17 protein-coding genes are annotated in these 18,348 nt (G+C 63.0%); 8 read left to right on the forward strand and 9 right to left on the reverse strand.

What is annotated here, in order from left to right; all coding sequences use genetic code 11:
- The first annotated feature begins 10 nt into the window (after positions 1-10).
- The 6 genes from ACTNFJ_RS02945 (at position 11) to ACTNFJ_RS02970 (ending at position 6,743) form a co-directional block, all read left to right on the forward strand.
- A complete protein-coding gene (locus ACTNFJ_RS02945; RefSeq protein ID WP_435906606.1) occupies positions 11-484 on the forward strand; it encodes an SRPBCC family protein in 474 nt (157 codons plus the stop codon).
- Positions 485-595: 111 nt separating this feature from the next.
- A complete protein-coding gene (locus ACTNFJ_RS02950) occupies positions 596-2,083 on the forward strand; it encodes an FAD-dependent oxidoreductase (RefSeq protein WP_444711787.1) in 1,488 nt (495 codons plus the stop codon).
- Position 2,084: 1 nt separating this feature from the next.
- Complete coding sequence (locus ACTNFJ_RS02955) at positions 2,085-2,588, forward strand: hypothetical protein (protein WP_435906604.1); 504 nt, start codon at positions 2,085-2,087, stop codon at positions 2,586-2,588.
- Complete coding sequence (locus ACTNFJ_RS02960; RefSeq protein WP_435906603.1) at positions 2,585-3,358, forward strand: AsnC family transcriptional regulator; 774 nt, start codon at positions 2,585-2,587, stop codon at positions 3,356-3,358. Before ACTNFJ_RS02955 ends, ACTNFJ_RS02960 begins: the two co-directional genes overlap by 4 nt.
- 44 nt (positions 3,359-3,402) lie before the next feature.
- Positions 3,403-4,494, forward strand: coding sequence for a YihY/virulence factor BrkB family protein (locus ACTNFJ_RS02965; protein ID WP_435906602.1), 1,092 nt, complete (start codon positions 3,403-3,405; stop codon positions 4,492-4,494).
- 107 nt (positions 4,495-4,601) lie between these two features.
- Positions 4,602-6,743 carry a sensor domain-containing protein gene (locus tag ACTNFJ_RS02970; protein WP_435906601.1) on the forward strand — a complete coding sequence of 714 codons (2,142 nt, stop codon included), beginning with the start codon at positions 4,602-4,604 and terminating at the stop codon, positions 6,741-6,743.
- Here ACTNFJ_RS02970 and ACTNFJ_RS02975 read toward each other — a convergent pair.
- Positions 6,688-8,343 (reverse strand): SDR family oxidoreductase, encoded by a 1,656-nt coding sequence (locus tag ACTNFJ_RS02975; protein ID WP_435906600.1) that lies wholly within the window; start codon positions 8,341-8,343, stop codon positions 6,688-6,690. The genes ACTNFJ_RS02970 and ACTNFJ_RS02975 overlap by 56 nt on opposite strands.
- Positions 8,340-8,543 carry a DUF6458 family protein gene (locus tag ACTNFJ_RS02980; RefSeq protein ID WP_435906599.1) on the reverse strand — a complete coding sequence of 68 codons (204 nt, stop codon included), beginning with the start codon at positions 8,541-8,543 and terminating at the stop codon, positions 8,340-8,342. Before ACTNFJ_RS02980 ends, ACTNFJ_RS02975 begins: the two co-directional genes overlap by 4 nt.
- 114 nt (positions 8,544-8,657) lie before the next feature.
- Here ACTNFJ_RS02980 and ACTNFJ_RS02985 point away from each other — a divergent pair, with 114 nt between their 5' ends.
- Positions 8,658-9,491, forward strand: a complete 834-nt coding sequence (locus tag ACTNFJ_RS02985; RefSeq protein ID WP_435906598.1) for a carbon-nitrogen hydrolase family protein — start codon at positions 8,658-8,660, stop codon at positions 9,489-9,491.
- Between the two features lie 27 nt (positions 9,492-9,518).
- Here ACTNFJ_RS02985 and ACTNFJ_RS02990 read toward each other — a convergent pair whose 3' ends face one another.
- The 4 genes from ACTNFJ_RS02990 to ACTNFJ_RS03005 all read right to left on the reverse strand — a co-directional run bounded on the left by ACTNFJ_RS02990 (position 9,519) and on the right by ACTNFJ_RS03005 (position 13,400).
- Positions 9,519-10,319, reverse strand: a complete 801-nt coding sequence (locus ACTNFJ_RS02990; protein ID WP_435906597.1) for a potassium channel family protein — start codon at positions 10,317-10,319, stop codon at positions 9,519-9,521.
- A 167-nt stretch (positions 10,320-10,486) separates the two neighbouring features.
- Positions 10,487-11,743, reverse strand: coding sequence for a DUF2254 domain-containing protein (locus ACTNFJ_RS02995; RefSeq protein WP_435906596.1), 1,257 nt, complete (start codon positions 11,741-11,743; stop codon positions 10,487-10,489).
- 86 nt (positions 11,744-11,829) lie between these two features.
- A complete protein-coding gene (locus ACTNFJ_RS03000; protein ID WP_435906595.1) occupies positions 11,830-12,921 on the reverse strand; it encodes a pirin family protein in 1,092 nt (363 codons plus the stop codon).
- The gene (locus tag ACTNFJ_RS03005; protein WP_435906594.1) at positions 12,918-13,400 is read right to left on the reverse strand and encodes a hypothetical protein; all 483 of its coding nucleotides are present in this window, start codon (positions 13,398-13,400) and stop codon (positions 12,918-12,920) included. Before ACTNFJ_RS03005 ends, ACTNFJ_RS03000 begins: the two co-directional genes overlap by 4 nt.
- An 86-nt stretch (positions 13,401-13,486) precedes the next feature.
- Here ACTNFJ_RS03005 and ACTNFJ_RS03010 point away from each other — a divergent pair, with 86 nt between their 5' ends.
- Positions 13,487-14,836, forward strand: coding sequence for a cryptochrome/photolyase family protein (locus ACTNFJ_RS03010; protein ID WP_435906593.1), 1,350 nt, complete (start codon positions 13,487-13,489; stop codon positions 14,834-14,836).
- Positions 14,837-14,861: 25 nt separating this feature from the next.
- Here the strand turns inward: ACTNFJ_RS03010 and hpaD are convergent, their stop codons facing one another.
- The 3 genes from hpaD to ACTNFJ_RS03025 form a co-directional block, all read right to left on the reverse strand.
- Positions 14,862-16,004 (reverse strand): 3,4-dihydroxyphenylacetate 2,3-dioxygenase, encoded by a 1,143-nt coding sequence (gene hpaD / locus ACTNFJ_RS03015; RefSeq protein ID WP_435906592.1) that lies wholly within the window; start codon positions 16,002-16,004, stop codon positions 14,862-14,864.
- An 83-nt stretch (positions 16,005-16,087) separates the two neighbouring features.
- Positions 16,088-17,584, reverse strand: a complete 1,497-nt coding sequence (gene hpaE / locus ACTNFJ_RS03020; protein ID WP_435906591.1) for a 5-carboxymethyl-2-hydroxymuconate semialdehyde dehydrogenase — start codon at positions 17,582-17,584, stop codon at positions 16,088-16,090.
- A gap of 52 nt (positions 17,585-17,636) precedes the next feature.
- Positions 17,637-18,347 carry a GntR family transcriptional regulator gene (locus tag ACTNFJ_RS03025; RefSeq protein WP_435906590.1) on the reverse strand — a complete coding sequence of 237 codons (711 nt, stop codon included), beginning with the start codon at positions 18,345-18,347 and terminating at the stop codon, positions 17,637-17,639.
- Position 18,348 lies beyond the last annotated feature (1 nt).

Genomic DNA, 18,348 nt, shown 5'->3' on the forward strand with positions numbered 1-18,348 from the left:
GAGATCGAAGATGCACACAGTGAGCAGCGATATCGATATTGACGCACCGGTTCATACGGTGTACAACCAGTGGACTCAGTTCGCAGACTTTCCCGCTTTTATGAGCGCGGTTGAGCATGTGGATCAACTCACCGACACGACGACGCGGTGGCGAGTGAAGATTGGCGGGGTTGAACGTGAATTTGACGCCGAGATTACCGAACAGGCTCCCGACGAGCGGATCGCGTGGAAGAGTACCAGCGGCCCCGAGCATGCCGGGGTAGTCACCTTTCATCGACTCAACGACGAGCAGACTCGCGTTCGCCTGCAACTGGACTGGGATCCTGAGGGTTTCGTCGAGAAGGCGGGCGCTCTGCTCGGTATCGACCAAGCGCAGACCTCAGCTGATCTGAAGAGGTTCAAGGAGCTTCTCCACTCAAACGGCTTTGCCACCGGCTCTTGGAGAGGCGAGATCACGCCTCCGGGGAGCGCCGGGGGGCGCTGACGCACCATGTGATGCTGGGGTGGGGAGGAGGGGGCAGTCGAAATGTTCGGAGAAGAAATACCGGTACCAGGTCCCGTCACGGACTTTTCGGCTTCTCGTGCCGTCGAGAGTATGCAGTCTTTTTGGCACCTGACCGCGCCTGCGGTCGCCACCGACTCGTTTGCGTCACAACAACGCTGCGACGCCGTCATCGTCGGGGCCGGACTCACTGGACTTTCGATCGCGCTCTTGCTGGCACGCGCGGGGAGGCGGGTCACGGTACTCGAGGCTTGTAAGGTCGGTGCGCTCGCGACCGGCAACACCACCGGCAAGCTCAGCCTGCTGCACGGTACGGTCATGAGCGAATTGCGCGAGCGCGCAGGGGATGAAGTGCTTGCCGCCTACGCCGAAGCCAACCGGGCCGCGCAGAGCTGGCTTCTGACGGAGCTCTTTGAACGCGGAGTGCCGGTCGAGACACGTGATGCGGTCACATACGTCACACACGATTCGCAGCGATACCTACTTGACCAAGAACTCGACGCTGCTCAGTCGGTTGGCCTGCAGGTGGGGCACGAGACGGCAGTTGGCCTTCCGTTCGTGCCTGCCGGGGCGATCCGTCTGCAGGAGCAGGCCCAGTTGCAGCCCATGCTGGTGCTTGGCGCGCTTGCCGCAGAGTTGCGAAGCCTGGGGGGCGCCATCGTTGAGGGGTGCAGAGTGCTCGGAGTTACGGAGTCCTCGCATGCGCTCACGGTCGAGACCGAGCTGGGGCCGATCTCCGCAGACGTGTGCGTGCAAGCGACAGGAGTACCGATTCTTGATCGCAGTATGTTCTTCGCCCGGGTTGGGCCATTGCGCTCATATGCGGCCGCCTATCGCGTGTCCGGTACAACTCTGCCGCAGAGCATGTACGTTGCAGCCGACTCCGACCGTTCGCTTCGCACCGCTACCGATCCGAATGGCAACAGCGTGCTGGTGGTCGGCGGTGGATCTCACGTCACCGGGAGAGGACGGGATACCAGGGAGTGCCTCAACAATATCGAGGCGTGGACGCTCGAGCATTTCCCGGCAGCTGAGCTGCTGACCTGGTGGGCTGCACAGGACTACCGCACGCACTCGCGCATTCCCTTCGCCGGTCCGATTCCGGGCGGGGGAGGCCGGATCTTTGCGGCAACCGGTTTCAATAAGTGGGGCATGACCAACGGGGTCGCGGCTGCGCTCGCAATTGCCGGTGAGCTACTCGGAAGGCCGCCCGCCTGGCACGAGGTGCTGCGCGACCGCAGCATCAGTATGCCTGAAATACGTGACAGCGCGAGCAAGAATCTTCACGTCGCGGGCAGGCTAATCGGCGGGTGGGTTGGCACACAGGTGCGCGCGAGACTCGACGAGGATAGTCTGCAAGAGGGCGAGGGAGCGGTCGTGCGAGAGGGGTTCACTCCCGTGGGAGTAGCTCGAGTCGGCGGTGAAATCTGCAGGGTTTCGGGGGTGTGTACCCACCTCGGAGGGGTGCTCAGTTGGAATCCCGCCGAGCTGACGTGGGACTGTCCACTGCATGCATCGCGTTTTTCGGCGACCGGGCAGCGGTTGGAGGGCCCGGCAACGACGGATCTGAAGGAACGCTGAAATGCTGTCAGAAAGGATCACGATGAACGCGAGCGAGCACGAAGACGGGGGCGGGTTCAGCGAGGCTGAACGTGCCGCTATGAAGCTCCGCGCCGACGAGCTGCGGGCGCACAAGGGCGTGAAGGGTGCCGCTAAGCGAGAACGCGAGCTGCAGGCTTGCATTGATGCCATCGCGGACTTGCCCGATACCGACCGGCGTATCGCCGAGCGCTTCCACACCATTGTGGCCGAAGAGGCCCCGCACCTTGACCCGAAGACCTGGTACGGATTCCCTTCGTACGCCGCAGATGGCAAGGTCGTCACTTTTGTGCAGCCAGCATCTAAGTTCGGCACACGGTACAGCACGATCGGCTTTAACGAAGACGCGGCCCTCGACGACGGCCCAATGTGGGCGACTTCGTTTGCCGTGCTTGAGGTGACCGCGGAGGTCGACAGGCGGCTGCGCGACCTGGTGCGTCGCGCAGCCGCCTGGGCCCCTCGCTCGAGAGCGGATCGGTCCGCGTGATCGCTGCGGTGCACCCGAGGCTCCTCGGGCTCAACGTTCTCGCTCACGCGAGCATACGTGTGAGTGGCCCCTTAGATTCGGTGATTGAAGCTGTTGCAAATCTCACCACTCCTGTGTTTGTCTCAGAGACGGCCGGGCAATATCAACTTGTGTGTGAGCTCCACGCACGCGACCTGCACGAATTGCAGGTGGATCTTCGCCAGCTTCGTTCGGCGCCCGGAGTGCTCGAAGCGGATGTGATCCTCTATGAGCGGATGCTCTCGAGTTTCTTCCTCGGCGAGGAACCGGCGCAGTTTGAACACGGCTTCGACGAGCACGACCTCCGAATCATCGATCTCCTTCAGGTCGACGGACGAATGAGCTACTCCGACATCGCCGAAGAGGTGGGGCTTTCCATCAGCGCCGCCCGTGCGCGGGTGACACGTCTGCTCGAAACGGGTGCCATGCAGATCGGTGTCGTGCGTGGCCGAAATGCCGCGAGTTCTGAACTCGTCTTTGGCTTTGGATTCAAACTCACGGGAGACGAACACGCGCTACTCACCCTCCTGAGCAAGGATCCTGGACTGGAGTTTCTCGCCCGTACGGTCGGTCGCTTTAGCGTTGTCGCAACTCTTGCGTTTCCCTCGCTCAGTGACTTCAACGACCTCCTGGCGCGTCTACGCGAGGTCGAATCCGTGCACACAGTTGAGCCCTGGCTGCACGCAGCGATCCGTCTCGAGCGGTATCATCACGGGGCGCATGGACTCGCTGCGGCGAACGGAGACTGGTAACCAGCGAACGCGCTGGAAGAGTACCTGCCCCGTACCCTAGAGTCATGGCTGATTCCAAGAAGACACCCCAAGCCGGCCCAGGATCGCGGGGGCTGGTGCAGAAACTCACAGCGGTCGCCCTCCAGTTCAGCCTCGTCCGTGCCTTCCTGCGATATGCCTCGCACAAGGGGTCGATGCTAGCCGACAGCATTACGTACCGTGCGCTCTTTAGCGTTTTCGCGGCGATCCTTCTCTTCTTCTCTGCTGCGACGATCTGGATCGGCGGCAACTCCGAAGCTCTCGGAGCCGTTACCGAGGCGCTCGATTCGTTCCTGCCCGGGCTTACCGATCTTGTTGACCCCGAAGACGCTCGTGTGCCTGTGGGATTCACTATCGTCGGGGTATTCTCGCTCGTCGGCCTGGTTGGCGCCGCGATCAGCTCAATCGGAAGCATGCGCAATGCATTCCGCATGTTGGGCGATGTGATTACCGACGACACTTTTGTCCTGTGGGTAGTGCTGCGAAATCTCTTGGTGGGATTGGCGTTCGGCGGTCTCCTGGTCGCCGGTGCGGCCGCGAGCCTGCTCACCTCCAGCGGCCTTTCGCTTGTCTCAGCGTGGTCGGAAGCGAACGAGGCATCGACCGCGCTCGAAGTGATCTCACGCATCGTTGGCGTTTTCCTAGCTCTCGCGGTAAACACGCTCGCAATTGCCATTGCCTTCCGTCTCCTGTCGGGCGTTCGCGCACCCGCTCGGGCGCTGTGGACCGGTGCACTCGCTGGAGGAATCGGGCTGCTCGTGCTGCAGGAATTCTCGGGGCTGTTCGTTCGCGGGGCTGCTTCGAATCCACTTCTCGCCTCATTCGCTGCACTGATCGCCTTACTGCTGTGGATCAATCTCTCGGCCCAGGTGATTCTCATCGCCGCGAGCCTGATCATTACCCTCACCGCCGAAGCGGAGGACCGCGTTCGAGAGAAATTCGGCGCGGCGACCATGGCTCAACACCGCAGGCTCAAGGCAGAGGCTGCCGTCGCAGCCGCTGCCGGAGAACTGACCGCAGCGCGTGAAGCTGAACAGAAAGAACTCGTAGCCGCCGAGGCTCATCGCACAGGAAATCGACGGACTCCTGCCTCGCGACCACAGGAGGAATCACGGTGAGATGAACACGTGACCTCGATCATGGGGTCTCGAACCGAATAGACTCAACGGAGGCAATGGGGGCTGCCGTGTGAAGCCATAGCGGGGTTGACACGGTTCCAAAGGGGGTGACCGCGACGATGCGGGAAGACGTGCGCCTATGGAGCATGCAGACGGAGTTCGCTCGCGCGTCTCACGACGCTCTCGACGTCGACGCGCTCAGCCGAGAAGAGCTCGTGAACGCACTGAATCGTTCGCGAGAGCGGTTCCTGGGGCTGATCGATGATAATCCCGATATGAACTACATTCTCGATCGCCTCGGCGCGGTGATCGAGATGAACCACGCGGGCGAGCAGCTTTTGGGGTACACGAAGGAAGAGCTGCAAGCAGGCGGTGACTTTACTCAGCACATGCTGGAGGCTGATATTCCTGCCGCGCTGATTCATTTTGGCCGAGTGCTCGAGCGCAATGTCGAACAATTCGAAACGCGTCTGGTGCATCGGAGCGGCAAGATCCTCACCTTCGAAGTGCTTGCTCGACCGATGATCGAAGACGGTCAGGTTGTGGGGCTCTTCGGAATAGCCCGCGATGTGACGGCGCGGCGAGAGATAGAACGTCAACTGCAGGAGAGTGAACAACGGTACCGCTCACTCTTTGAAAATAACATCGACGTGGTGGTGACCTTCGACACCGAAGGGAAGTTTCTCTACCTCAACTCGGCCACTGAGCGACTGCTCGGCGTTCCCTCACGGGATCTCGTTGGGAAGCCGTTTCTGCCGCTGATTGTTCCAAACCGACGGGCCCACACTGAGCGCGAATTCACGCGGGTGCTTGAGGGACAGCCAGTGCAGTATCAGTCGGCGATCTACAACAAACGTCGTGAAGTGATCGACATGCACTTCAGCGTGATTCCGATCTTTCATCAGGGTCAGATCACCAAGGTGCACTGCATCGGTAAAGACATCACGAAGCAGAAACAGCTGGAGCGAAAACTCAATCAGTTAGCGTTCTTTGATCCGCTCACCGGTCTTCCCAATCGAAATTCGCTGGATACCAATCTCTCTCGCCAGGTGGGAGAAAGTCGAGAGTTTGCGGTGCTCGCACTCGACCTCGATCGGTTGAAAGTCGTCAATGAAACCTGGGGGCGTGAAACTGGAGACCGGCTCCTGAAAATCATTGCGCACCGGCTGCGAGACTTCTTGCCGTCGCGCGCAGATTTCTTCCGCTACAGCGGAGATGACTTCATCGTCACCTACTATTACGAGACCGATGACGAGTGCCTCAGTTTCGCTCGCTCACTTGAGGCGCGCCTGCGCGATCCCGTGGTTCTCGGTGACGTAGAGCTCTCGATCACCTCCCGTATTGGCATCAGCACCTTCCCCGACGACGGCATTGACCCCGACACGCTACTGAGGAAGGCTGACAATGCGATGTTCGCGGCGCGGCACAACGGACGCAACCGGGTGGCGTTCTATCGGGACGTCAAGTCGAAGGACGAATCGAGGCAGTTCCAGCTCGAAATTGCACTCAGATCTGCTATCGCCAACGATGAACTTTCGCTTGCGTTTCAGCCACAGATCGACCTCGCGACGGGTGAGGTGCACGGGGTCGAGGCACTGCTGCGCTGGCTCCACCCCCAGTATGGTCAGGTGCCGCCAGACCAGTTCATCCCGGTGGCGGAGGAAAGCGGACTGATCCACGAGATTGGCATGTGGGTGATCGAGGCGGCGTGCCATCAGGCCGTCGCATGGAACGACGCCGGTCTCGGGTGTTTACCTGTATCGGTCAACATTTCGGTCCACCAGTTTTACGATGATGACTTCGCTGACCAGCTCGAGACGGTGATCCGAGTATCGGGGATCGATCCATCACGGCTCGTTCTCGAAATCACCGAGACAATCTCGTCGAATTCCGACGTCGTAGTCGCGCAGTTGCAGAGGTTTAAGCGCATTGGTGTGCGCATCGCGATCGACGACTTCGGCACTGGCTACAGCTCGCTGCGGTACTTGAAGGACTTCCCTGTCGACTATTTGAAGATCGATCGTTCCTTTGTTGATCACCTCGAATCGAACGAGAAGGAGCGCAGGCTCGTAGCCACCATCACGGCGCTCGCGCACAACTTCGGTCTGCAGACCATCGCCGAGGGCACCGAGACTGCGGAGCAAGTTGCGATTATGCGCGACCTTGGAGCGGATCACGCGCAGGGTTACTTCTTCAGCCGCCCTCTTGCCCCTGACGCGTTTGTGAGCTGGCTCGCGGCTCGCGCGTAACCGAGAGACTCTTCTCGGACTGACTCTCGGCCTCAGCAATCGCGACGATGCGATTGACCATGCCCGCGAAGATGAGGCCGTGGAAGGGAATCACGGCGAGCCAGTACATGCGACCAGCCAAGCCTCGGGGGAAGAACACCGCGCGCTGTCGATAGATCAAGCCGTCCTCGCCTTCCTCGCATCCCAGCTCAAGCCAGGCTGACCCGGGCAGCTTCATTTCAGCGCGCAGCCGTAGGAGACGTCCGGGCTCACACGCCTCGACCCGCCAGAAATCAACGGCGTCTCCGACTGCGACGGTGGAGCGATTGCGGCGCCCGCGTCTGAGGCCGACTCCGCCGACGAATCGATCCATCCATCCGCGGATCGCCCAAAGCAGTGGTGGTGAATACCACCCGTTCTCGCCACCGATACCTTCGATCACCGACCACAGCGACTCACGTGAGGCGGCGGTGGGGCGTGACCGGTCGTCGGTATAGACGGTGCGCCCGGTCCACTGGGGGTCGCTGGGCAACGGGTCGCTCGGGGCGCCCGAAATCTGAGCGTCAAGCCAGCTCGTTTCGATTTGATTGTCGGCGACGCGACCGAGCGCGAGCTTTACGGATCGTTGGTAACGGGTCAGGCCGCCCGGTGGCAACGGGATGATCGCGTCAATGTCGTGATTGCGCATTACACAGTCCACCTGTAGCGACTCGACCAGGGGTCGCGCAAGCGACTGCGGCACCGGCGTAACGAGTCCTACCCAGTGAGAAGCGAGTCTGGGCGTGAGGACCGGAAGCGCAGCGATGTGGCGCTGCCTCAGCCCGGCGACCACCGCGTACCCGTTCATCATTTGCCCGTAGCGAAGCACATCTGGCCCGCCAATGTCGACGGCGCGATTGACCTCCGAAGGCACCCGGGCTGCTGCGAGCAGGTAGTACAGCACGTCGCGCACGGAGATTGGCTGAATGAAATTTCGCACCCACTTGGGTGCGGGCATGTAGGGCAAGACCTCGGTGAGGTGGCGGATCATTTCGAACGAAGCCGACCCCGATCCGATGACAACCCCGGCCTGGAGCACGAGGGTCGGCACGCCCGAACGAAGCAGGATCTCGCCCACCTCGGCCCGAGACGCAAGGTGTGGCGAGAGCTTCGCGCCCTCAGGGTGAAGGCCACCCAAGTACACGATGCGGCCCACTCTGGCGGACGCCGCAGCGGTGGCGACCGTCTCGGCGATTGCCCGGTCCAGGTCGCCGAAGGCCTTGCTGCCGGTCATCGAGTGCACGAGAAAATACACCACGTCGACGCCCTGCATGGCTTCGCGCATGGCCTGGGGGTCTTGGGCATCGCCCGCAAGCACCTCAATATGGTCTTCCCAGCCAAACGCCGCGGCTCGCTCAGGGGAGCGCACGAGCACTCGCACACGATAACCGCTGCGAATGAGGCGCGGCACGAGTCTCCCGCCGATGTACCCGGTGGCGCCAAGCACCAGCACTCTGGGGGCGATGCCCGTGGAGTCGGGTACGGCCCGAAGGCCCGGCTCGGCGCCGGTGGGAGCGCTCAGAGAGTCCTCGCTATTTCCTCCTACCGGTTCCGACGCCGGAGCTCTGTGGGGGGCCGTCATTCGATGATTTCGGTTTCATGGGTGCGGGCACGGCCGCGACGTGAAGCCATAAGCACGATACCGATGAGGAAGATGACCACTCCGGCACCCATGAGGATGTAACCAATGAGGTCGAGGTTGACGACATCGATTTCTACATTGACCGCAAAGACGAGGATCGCACCGATGACGAACAGTGCAATGCCGGTTCCAATACTCATGATGGTTCCTCCTATTCGGGTCGCGATGGCTCGCGACTCCGTTTTCATGGTCTCACGTGAGTGGCCGAGCGTCATGGTTTCCTCGCCCCGTTGACTATCTGCTTCAATAGCGGTATGACTGACACAGCTGCCCCAGAAGCCTCCCTCACGATCGCGGTGTGGCAACACGGGAGCGTCCCCGCCGACGTGCACGCGAATCTCGAGGCGCTCGATGAAGCAGTGGCGGAGGCCGGCGATAACGGTGCGCATTTGCTGATCACGCCGGAGATGTTCATCACCGGTTACAACATCGGTGAACGCTTGGCGCCGCTTGCGCGGCTGCAGCCGCTCGAGCGGGTGCGGGAGATCGCGAAGCGACACCAGGTCGGAATCGTCGTTGGAGGGCCAGAGTGCGCAGCGCACGAAGACGGCACCGAGGAAATCTTCAATGCGGCCTGGCTGATTGACGATTCGGGGGAGGTGCTCGCAAGGCACCGCAAGATCCAGCTGTTCGGTGAACTTGACCGCGACCTTTTTGTGGCGGGCAATGCACCAACGACGGTGGCCACGTACCGCGGGTTCACCATCGCGATGCTGGTGTGCTTTGACGTGGAATTCCCCGAGGCCACCCGGGCGGCGGCGCTCGCGGGGGCCGAACTCATCGCCGTGCCCACTGCGCAGATGGAGCCGTTCCATTTCGTCAACGAGCACCTGATTCGGGTCCGTGCTTGGGAGAGTGGCGTCTACCTCGCCTATGCCAACCAGGTGGGCGACGACGGCGACCTGACGTATGTGGGGCGCAGCGTCATCGCTGATCCGCTGGGAAGTCACCTTGCCGAAGCCGGACCTGCCGGCAGCGCACTGCTCATCGCAACCATTGAGCGCGAGACGCTTACTCGCGCCCGGGCGCAGAGCCCCTACCTGAGCGAGCTGCGTCGCGAGGTCTTTCAGACGCCTACTGCAAAATGACGAAGAAACCGACTGCAGGTGCCATGACTACGGTGATTGAGCACCGGCCGCGGGGGGTTGGTCGGTAGCTGCATCGGGCTCAGAGCCCATCTCCGGTTCAGGTCCGGGTTGCGATTCGGAGCGCTGCGCGTCCGCCGTTCCCGCTTGATTTTTGCGGAGAATGGTGTCGCGCTGCGCTTGCACCTGTTCGGTGAGGGAAGAAATGACTGTCGCGCTCGTCACTCCGACAATTACGATGCCGCCAAGCATCAGCCCCACAGCGATCACCCGACCCGGAACGGTGATCGGCGTGTAGTCGCCATATCCAACCGTCGCGATTGTGGCGAAGCCCCACCAGAGAGCATCGCCGAAATGCAAAATATTCGCCCCGGGAGCCTGATGCTCCACTAGCCATACCAACATTGCGGCGACGTACACGAATATGAGGCCGAAGGCCCCTGCCGTCGTGATGAAGCGGAGGCGCTGGTACCGATGGGACTTGCGAAACACCGGCAGCCGCCACAGGTACAGCACCAGCAGAAACGCGCGAAGTACTGGAATAAACAGTGAGACCAACTCGAAGAGGTTGCGCCGAACAAAGCCGCGACCCTCTTTGCTGAGCCGCATACGAACGAGGAAGTCACCGATGAAAATCGCCCACATGAGAATCACCCCAATGGTCGACCACACGGTCACCGTGGTGCTCAGCTCGTTCTTCGCGATGACAACGGTTGAAGAGATCGTGACAAACACGATTGAGAGCACGAAGAGTGGCCAGGTTGTCCATTCCTCCCACACCTCAACTCGAGTGGGTTCCACCTGGCCCGGGTCTTTCGTTGCTCGCACCATGTGCACTCTCCAAGGTCTTACACGCTGCGCGGTCGCGCGGGTTCCCTAAGAATCTAGGGCACGAGTTCTGTCGAGATCCAAGGTCAGGGGAGAGCACCCAGACCGGCGCGGTAGATACCGATGCCGAGGTGGACACTTCAGTGTCACGGGGGAACGTCGCCCTGCTCCTAGAACTCCGCTCGAGGAGTGGTCATCGCCGTCGCGTGCAATTGCGCGACCTCGCGAAGATCGGGTTCATAGCTGAGCGCGCGTGTTGCCCGGTCGAGCGCGTCGACTGCCTGCGCGCGTAGCGCTTGCGCCCACGGACCGTCAGCTTCGGCGATGAGCGCACCAATCTCACGCTGCACTCGCATCGCCACCTCGACGATGACCGCACCGTCTCGTGCGGTCGGCCGTAGCGCGTCGATCACCATGTCGGCGGGGTCGATCAGCGGCACGTGCACGAGGGCGCAGGTGACGGGCGGGCGATCCGCTGCGCGCATGGAGGTGCTCAGCACGCGCTGCGCGGCACTGAGCACCTCGATTGCGGTGCCCGGGTCGTTAATACCAGGCGAGAGGGCACGGCTTGAGATCTCCGACAGTGCGATGAGGCCCAACCGCGGATCCTGTTCAAATGTGCGGTGCGGTGCCACGACGAATGCTTGCTGTACCGCCGAGCGCAGTTCTTCGGTGACGTCTCCGGTGAGGTAAGCAAGCGGCACGTGCACGGTCGCACGGGCCCCCGCTCGGCGCGCGACCCAGACCTCGCACCCGCCGCGTTCGGCCACCCGTTGCAGGGCGGGCACGTCGACGCGTACGACGAACCCCGCGTGGTCAGACACGACGGGAATGGCGTGAGACGGGGGATCGATCCACTCGCGGCCCCCGAGTCGCGGGTCGGAGGCGTACCCTTTCATGGCGTGCTGAGCTGCCTGTTCGACCCGGTCGATGATGTCTGACATGCGACCGAAGCGGGTTAGGAACGAGATCCAGTGCAGCAAGGTGAACATCACGGCGGCGATCACCACGAGGGTGCCGAGAAACAGGAGGGTCCGACCGGTCTCGCTATACGCCTGCATCGACAGAGCTACGATGCCCACGATCGAGAAGGCGAACGCACCCACGAACGTTGACAAAGCGTTCTGCGACGTGCGGTCGCTGATGAGTAGCTGGGTGGATCGCGGCGTGCCCGACTGGGTGGCGGAGGAGTATGCCGACACCATGGCAGTGAGTGAGAAGGTGGTTACCGCGAGCATGGAACTTGCGAGAATTTGCAAGATCGGAGAGACGGCGTCTTGGCCAAGATCGATCGTGAGGCCATCTGGGACGGCCGAACTCAGCAGGTGTGCGGCCACCGCGAGCACCACCCCGGCGAGCGCGAACAGCGTCGCCCGAAACCAGATGCCTTTCAGGAAGTCCTGCAGCAACGTGAGCCAGCGGGTCATTGGTGGGGCCTTTCGTGACGATGGTGTGCTGTGCATTCGCGAACGCGAGTGGGATCGGTGGCCTCGGTGTCTTCGTGCACAGTGGATCAGTCACGGGGTTTGAGCCGCGCGATCGGCAGGGCAGGTGCGGGGAGCGGGGGCTCCGGCTCGTCGTCAGGCAGCCCAAAGGGGGGCTCACTTGCGTGTCGCGGGCCAGGCTCCGTCGGGCTTTCGGCAGCCGTGTCAATCTCCGCGTGCCACGCTCCGCGAGCCGCCACGATCTCTTCGTGCGTGCGGGCGACGAAGTTCCACCACATCACGAGCTGCTCGCCGAAGGGCGCGCCGCCGATGAGGATCACCCGCGCACCATCGTCGCCCGCGACGAGGCGCAGGCAATCGGTGCCAGCAGATACAAACGCGAGGGAGTCGCGGGGCACAGGAACGTCTGAGCCGGATCCGCCTCCCGGGGTGCCAACACTGTCTCGAAAGACAGAGTGGACCTGCTCGCCGGGCCCACTCGCGACGCTCGCCACCGTGAGTGTGCCATGATCCAGCAGCAGACCGTGCTCAAACCCAGGGTCGACCGAGAGCTCGAGCACCGCGCCGGGTAGGAGATTGAGCTCGGCGCCCACGAGCGGTGAATGCGTTCCGACCGGCGAGGTATCGCCCAGGAGGGTCCCAAGAAACACCTGCGCAGCCCAGCCTGGGCCAGTGCGCACGGGGGGCACGAAGTGCTCGAAGCCCCGTGCAACGTTGCGGGCGTGGTCGGGGAGGGCGATCCACAATTGCACGCCATGGAGCAGTGTGGTGTCGCTAGTCGATCGTTCGGAATGGCTGATGCCGCTGCCTGCGGTCATCAAGTTGAGCTCGCCCGGTCGCACCAGAGCATGCACGCCCGAGCTATCGCGGTGCTCGATCGTGCCCGAGAACAGCCAGCTCGCGGTCTGCAGGCCGGTGTGCGGATGCGCGGGCACATTCATGCCACCCGACACCGCCACGTCGTCGGGTCCGTAGTGATCAAGGAAGCACCACGCACCGATGAGGGTGCGCCCGCGCTGGGGCAGCGTGCGACGCACGTTCATCGCGCGAAGGCCGCCGAGGGGCACGTCCCGGGGATTGAACAGCGTGATCTGCCCTCCCGGGCCGTCGGCCTGCTCGTCGCAGATCGTCTCCTCGGGCCTCGGCTCGAGGTTGCTCATGCGGATCGCCAGCCTGGTGCGAGCTTCCTGATGCGGCGCGCGCGCCACGCCCAAGTTGCCCAGAGCACGGGCCAGGCGAGGGGGGCGACGGGGCCCCCAAACTCCAGGCGATCGCGCCAGATGGCCCGGTTTGGATCGCCTGCAGCCTGTGTGATCGTCATGCGGTGATGCCAGCCGTTTACGAGCGCGAGCGGTCCGCTGACCGGGTGGCCCGTGTCGTGCATCGTGCGCACGAGCGACTCGCCTGAGCCGTGGGCTTCGTCAGTGACGTGGATCACCTGACGCCCGACGGGTACAAGCCCAGCGAAGCGCAATGTGACCTCCACCTCATCACCCGGCGAGAAGTGGTCGGGCATCTTGGTGAGCGGGGTAAGCTGCATGACCGTACCGTAGAGCTGGGCGGCAACAGCGGTCGTGTGCACCGCCTTCCAGGCCGCGTCTGGTGGGCAGTCGATTTCGAACCGCAGGTCGATCCTCATGCTCCTATCTTCGCAGAGGGGCCGGCGGTGTGCGCCGAGGCAGCCCAGATAGGCGAGTTGCCCTCAGCGCGCCCTAGAGTTGATGCGTGACCACACTGATTTGGTTCAGGGACGATCTGCGCACCGACGACCACCCGGCGCTCGCCGCAGCCGCGAGCGACCCCGGGGGCGTGGTCGCCCTCTACGTGCTTGACGAGGTGTCTGCCGGCGTGCGGCCACTCGGGGGTGCGGCGAAGTGGTGGCTGCACCACTCGCTCGAGTCGCTTGCTGTGTCGCTCAAGACGCTCGGAGTGCCGCTGGTCTTGCGGCGCGGCGCGGCGTGGGAGGTGGTGTGGAGCGTGGCCAGCGAGCTGGGTGCGGATCGCGTCCTCTGGAACCGGCGGTATGGCGAGGCCGAGCGCCGCATCGATGCCGAGCTGAAGCAGAGCCTTCGTAACTCCGACATAGACGCCCACTCCTTCCCGGGGTCGCTGCTTTTCGAGCCTTGGACGGTCACGACGAAGACGGGCGACCCGTACCGGGTGTACTCGCCGTTCTGGCGGGCGTGCCTCGCGTCACCTTCGCCCCGGTCACCGATTGAGATACCGGTGTTCGCGGATCCGCCCGCTACCGCGGCCGCCGTGCCCAGCGACGCACTCGCCCAATGGCAGTTGCTGCCAACGGACCCCGACTGGGCTGCCGAGTTTGGCGAGCGTTGGCAGCCGGGGGAACCGGCCGCGCGCGCGAGGCTTCGCGAGTTTCTCAACGAGCGCGCCCACCGCTACGCGGGCGAACGCGATCTGCCAGCGAGCGACGCGACATCGGGGCTCGCGCCGCACCTTCGCTTCGGCGAGATCAGCCCGCAGCGCGTGTGGCACGAATCGCTCGCGTCGGGTGCCGACGTGGGAATGTTTCTCTCCGAGCTCGGCTGGCGTGAGTTCGCGTGGCACACGTATTTCCACCGGCCCAATCTCGCGACCCAGAACCTTGACCGCCGCTTTGACGCGTTCCCGTGGCGAGATGACGCGGGTGAGTCGCTGGCGCGCTGGCAGCAGGGCCGCACGGGCATCCCCCTCGTCGACGCGGGCATGCGCGAACTTTGGCGCAGCGGCACCATGCACAACCGCGTGCGCATGGTGGTCGCCTCGTTCCTCGTGAAGAACCTGCTTGTCGACTGGCGCGAGGGGGAGGCCTGGTTCTGGGACACCCTTGTCGACGCCGACGCGGCCTCAAACCCCTTTAACTGGCAGTGGGTTGCCGGGTGCGGCGCCGATGCCGCGCCCTATTTCCGCATCTTTAACCCCGTGACCCAGCAGCAGAAGTTTGATGCCGACGGTGCCTATGTGGATCGCTGGGCGCCCGACTCGGTGCTCACTCCGCCGATGGTAGATCTCAAGGCGACCCGCGCGCGGGCGCTCGCCGCGTTCGAACAGGTGAGGGGTGCGGATCGCACGTGACCCGCACCCCTCACCCGACGCGGTACTACAGCGTATTGCCGAGCTTGAAGCCCTTTTCGCCTTCATCGTCGCGGGTGTACGAGAACCCGTCAGCGCCAATGGTTACGGCCATTTCGCTCGAGTCGGTGCGAGCCACGACGGGTTGTGGGTTGCCGTCGAGGTCAAGCACGAGCGACGCATCGGTGTACCAAGACGGCACAACCGGGTTGCCCCACCAGTCACGGCGCTGGTTATCGTGCACATCCCAAGTAACCACCGGGTTGTCAGGGTCGCCGGTGTAATAGTCCTGCGTGTAGATCTCGACGCGGTGACCGTCGGGATCGAGCAGGTACAGGTAGAACGCGTTCGAGACACCGTGCCGGCCGGGGCCCCGCTCGATGCGATCGCTCATGCGCAGTGCGCCGAGCTTGTCGCAGATCGCCAGGATGTTGTGCTTTTCATGGGTCGCAAATGCGACGTGGTGCATGCGAGGTCCGTCGCCACCTGTTGCGGCGGTGTCGTGCACGGTGGGCTTGCGGCGCAGCCACGCTGCGTACACCGTGCCTTCTTCGTCCTGGATGTCCTCGGTCACGCGGAAACCGAGATCTTGGTAGTGACGCACGGCGCGGGGCACATCCGGGGTGACCTGGTTGAAGTGGTCGAGACGCACGAGCTCGCCCGGCGTGTGCAGGTCGTACCTCCACGCAAGTCGCTCGACGTGCTCGGTTTGGTAGAAGAACTCGTACGGGAAGCCGAGCGGGTCAACCACGCGCACCGAGTCGCCGATGCCCTTCACGAATCCGGTCTCGTTGCGGCGTACGTCGCAGCCCAACTCGGTGTAGAAGGCGACGGCCTTGTCGAGATCTTCGGGGGTGCGCACGCGATATGAGAACGCGGCGACCGCGGCGATAGGCCCCTGTCGCAAGACGAGGTTGTGGTGAATGAATTCCTCGGTCGAGCGGAGGTAGATTGCCTCATCGTCTTCCTCGGTAACATACAGACCGAGCACATCGACGTAGAAATTACGCGATGCGGCGAGGTCGGTGACCACAAGCTCCATGTAGGCGCAGCGGAGGATATCGGGTGCCTCGCCCTTCGGCGTGAGTACCGGGTTATCGGAGTGGATCGGGGCTTCTTCGGTGACGTAGAAGCCGCTGGAGGTCTTGGTGCGACCCTTCAGTTCAGACATTGCTGTGTCCTTAAGGTGTTGATGAGTGGGGTGGATCGGTGGCGCGCCGGGAGGCCCGCCACCTCACGAATAGGAGTGGGGGCTTACTTGCCGGCGCCGAAGCGGGGGGAGTGAGCCTCGTTCAGGGTGATCTGGATCGACTGTTGAGTCGTGTAGAAGTCGATCGAGCGGTAGCCGCCCTCGCGGCCGAGACCCGAGGCCTTGACGCCACCGAAGGGGGTGCGTAGGTCGCGCACGTTGTTGGAGTTCAGCCACACCATGCCCGACTCGATACCGTGCGCGAAGTTGTGGGCGCGCTTGAGATTCGAGGTCCAGACATAGGCGGCAAGCCCGTACTTGGTGTCGTTCGCGAGTTCGAGCGCCTCTTCATCGGTGTCGAAGGGGGTGATGGCGACGACTGGCCCGAAGATCTCCTCCTGGAAGATGCGGGCGTCGGGCTTCACGTCGGCGAACACGGTCGGGGCGACGTAGTTGCCTTCGGGAAAGCCCTCTGGGCGGCCACCGCCGGCAACAAGACGTCCCTCGGTCTTGCCGATCTCGACGTAGCTCATCACCTTGTCGAAGTGACTCGGGTGCACGAGTGCGCCGACCTCGGTGGCCGGGTCAGAGGGCAGACCCACGACAATGTTCTTCGCGCGCTCTGCGTAGCGTGCAACGAAATCGTCGTAGATTTCGCGCTGTACGAGCACGCGCGATCCCGCGGTGCAGCGCTCGCCGTTCAGGCTGAAGACGCTGAAGACGGTTGCGTCGAGCGCCTCTTCGAGGTCGGCGTCGGCAAAAACGACCGACGGGCTCTTCCCGCCGAGCTCGAGCGAGAGGCCCTTCAGGAAGGGTGCCGCGTTGGTGGAGAGCATGGCTCCGGTCGAGCTATCACCAGTGAAGGAGATGAGTGGCACGTCGGGGTGCTTGACGATGGCGTCACCGGCAACTCCGCCAGAACCGAGGATCAGGTTGAAGACGCCGTCGGGCATTCCCGCCTCCCGGAAAATCTCCGGCCACAGCGCAGCCGAGAGGGGAGTGTAGCTCGCGGGCTTCAGCACCACGGTGTTGCCCGTCGCGAGGGCAGGGGCGAGCTTCCACGACTCCTGCATAAACGGCACATTCCACGGGGTGATGAGGCCGGCGACGCCGATCGGCTTGCGGTTCACGTAGTTCATCTGGCGGCCGGGCACCCGGAAAGCATTGTCCTGCTGCGCAACGATCAGATCCGCGAAGAAGCGGAAATTCTCTGCGGCGCGGCGAGCTTGGCCCTTGGCCTGGGTGATGGGCAAACCCGAGTCCCAGCTCTCAATGAGGGCGAGTTGTTCATCGCGTGACTCCACGATGTCGGCAACCTTGTGCAGAATGCGGGAGCGTTCACGGGCCAGCATTTTCGGCCAGGGGCCCTCGTCAAACGCGCGCTTCGCGGCGGCAACGGCGAGGTCAACATCCTCTTTCTGTGCCGACGCCGACATAATGTAGGTCTCGTTCGAGACGGGTTCGATGACCTCGAACTCTGCGCCGTCGATCGAGTCGACGAATTTGCCGTCGATGAAGTGCTGGATCTTTTCGGGGAGCCCCTCGGGCTTCTGATAGGTCATGCGTTACCTTCTTTCGTTGCGTGCAATTGCTGGTTCTCGTGCTGAGGCGTGCTCAGGCTGCGGAGACCTGATCTGTGGCTGTGGCACTTGCTTGAGCTGCGGCCAGACGTTGGGCGTGTTGGGCGTTCTGAGCGAGCACCGCGTTCAGGGTTCCGAGGCGATGATCGCGGGCGGCGATCTCGATCTCGAGCGTGGGTGCGCGATCCACGATCAGCTGCAGGATACGGTCGTGCTCGTTTACCGATTCTTGGGCGCGACCGGGTACGAAGCTGAACGACGAGTTGCGCAGCACCCGCATGCGGCTCCAGCCGCGGTGCACGAGGTCGAGAATATGCGGATTCGGGCATGTCTCGAACAAGACGCTGTGAAACTCGAGATTCAACTCGGTGAAGCTCTGCGGATCAAAATGCGAGAGGCTTTCCCGCATGCGCTCGTTGATGGCGCGAGCGCGTGCGATTTGGTCGGGTGTGATTGAGGGGGCGGCGAGGGCGGTGGCCGCCCCCTCCACCAGTGCCAGCGTTTCCATCGTGTGCAGGTACTCGGTCTCTTTGATGAGCGCCACCTGCGCGCCCACGTTGGTCTCAAAGGTCACCAGGCCCTCGGCCTCAAGGCGGCGGATCGCTTCGCGCACCGGCACCACTGACATCTCGAGTTCTGCGGCAATCGGCGCAAGCACCAAGCGGTAGCCGGGAACATAGCGACCGCTGTCTATGCGCTCGCGCATCAGGCGGTAGGCCCGCTCGGATTTTGAAATCGGTGCCATG

This window comes from Leucobacter shiyiweii (assembly GCF_052446065.1).
Taxonomy (GTDB): Bacteria; Actinomycetota; Actinomycetes; order Actinomycetales; family Microbacteriaceae; genus Leucobacter.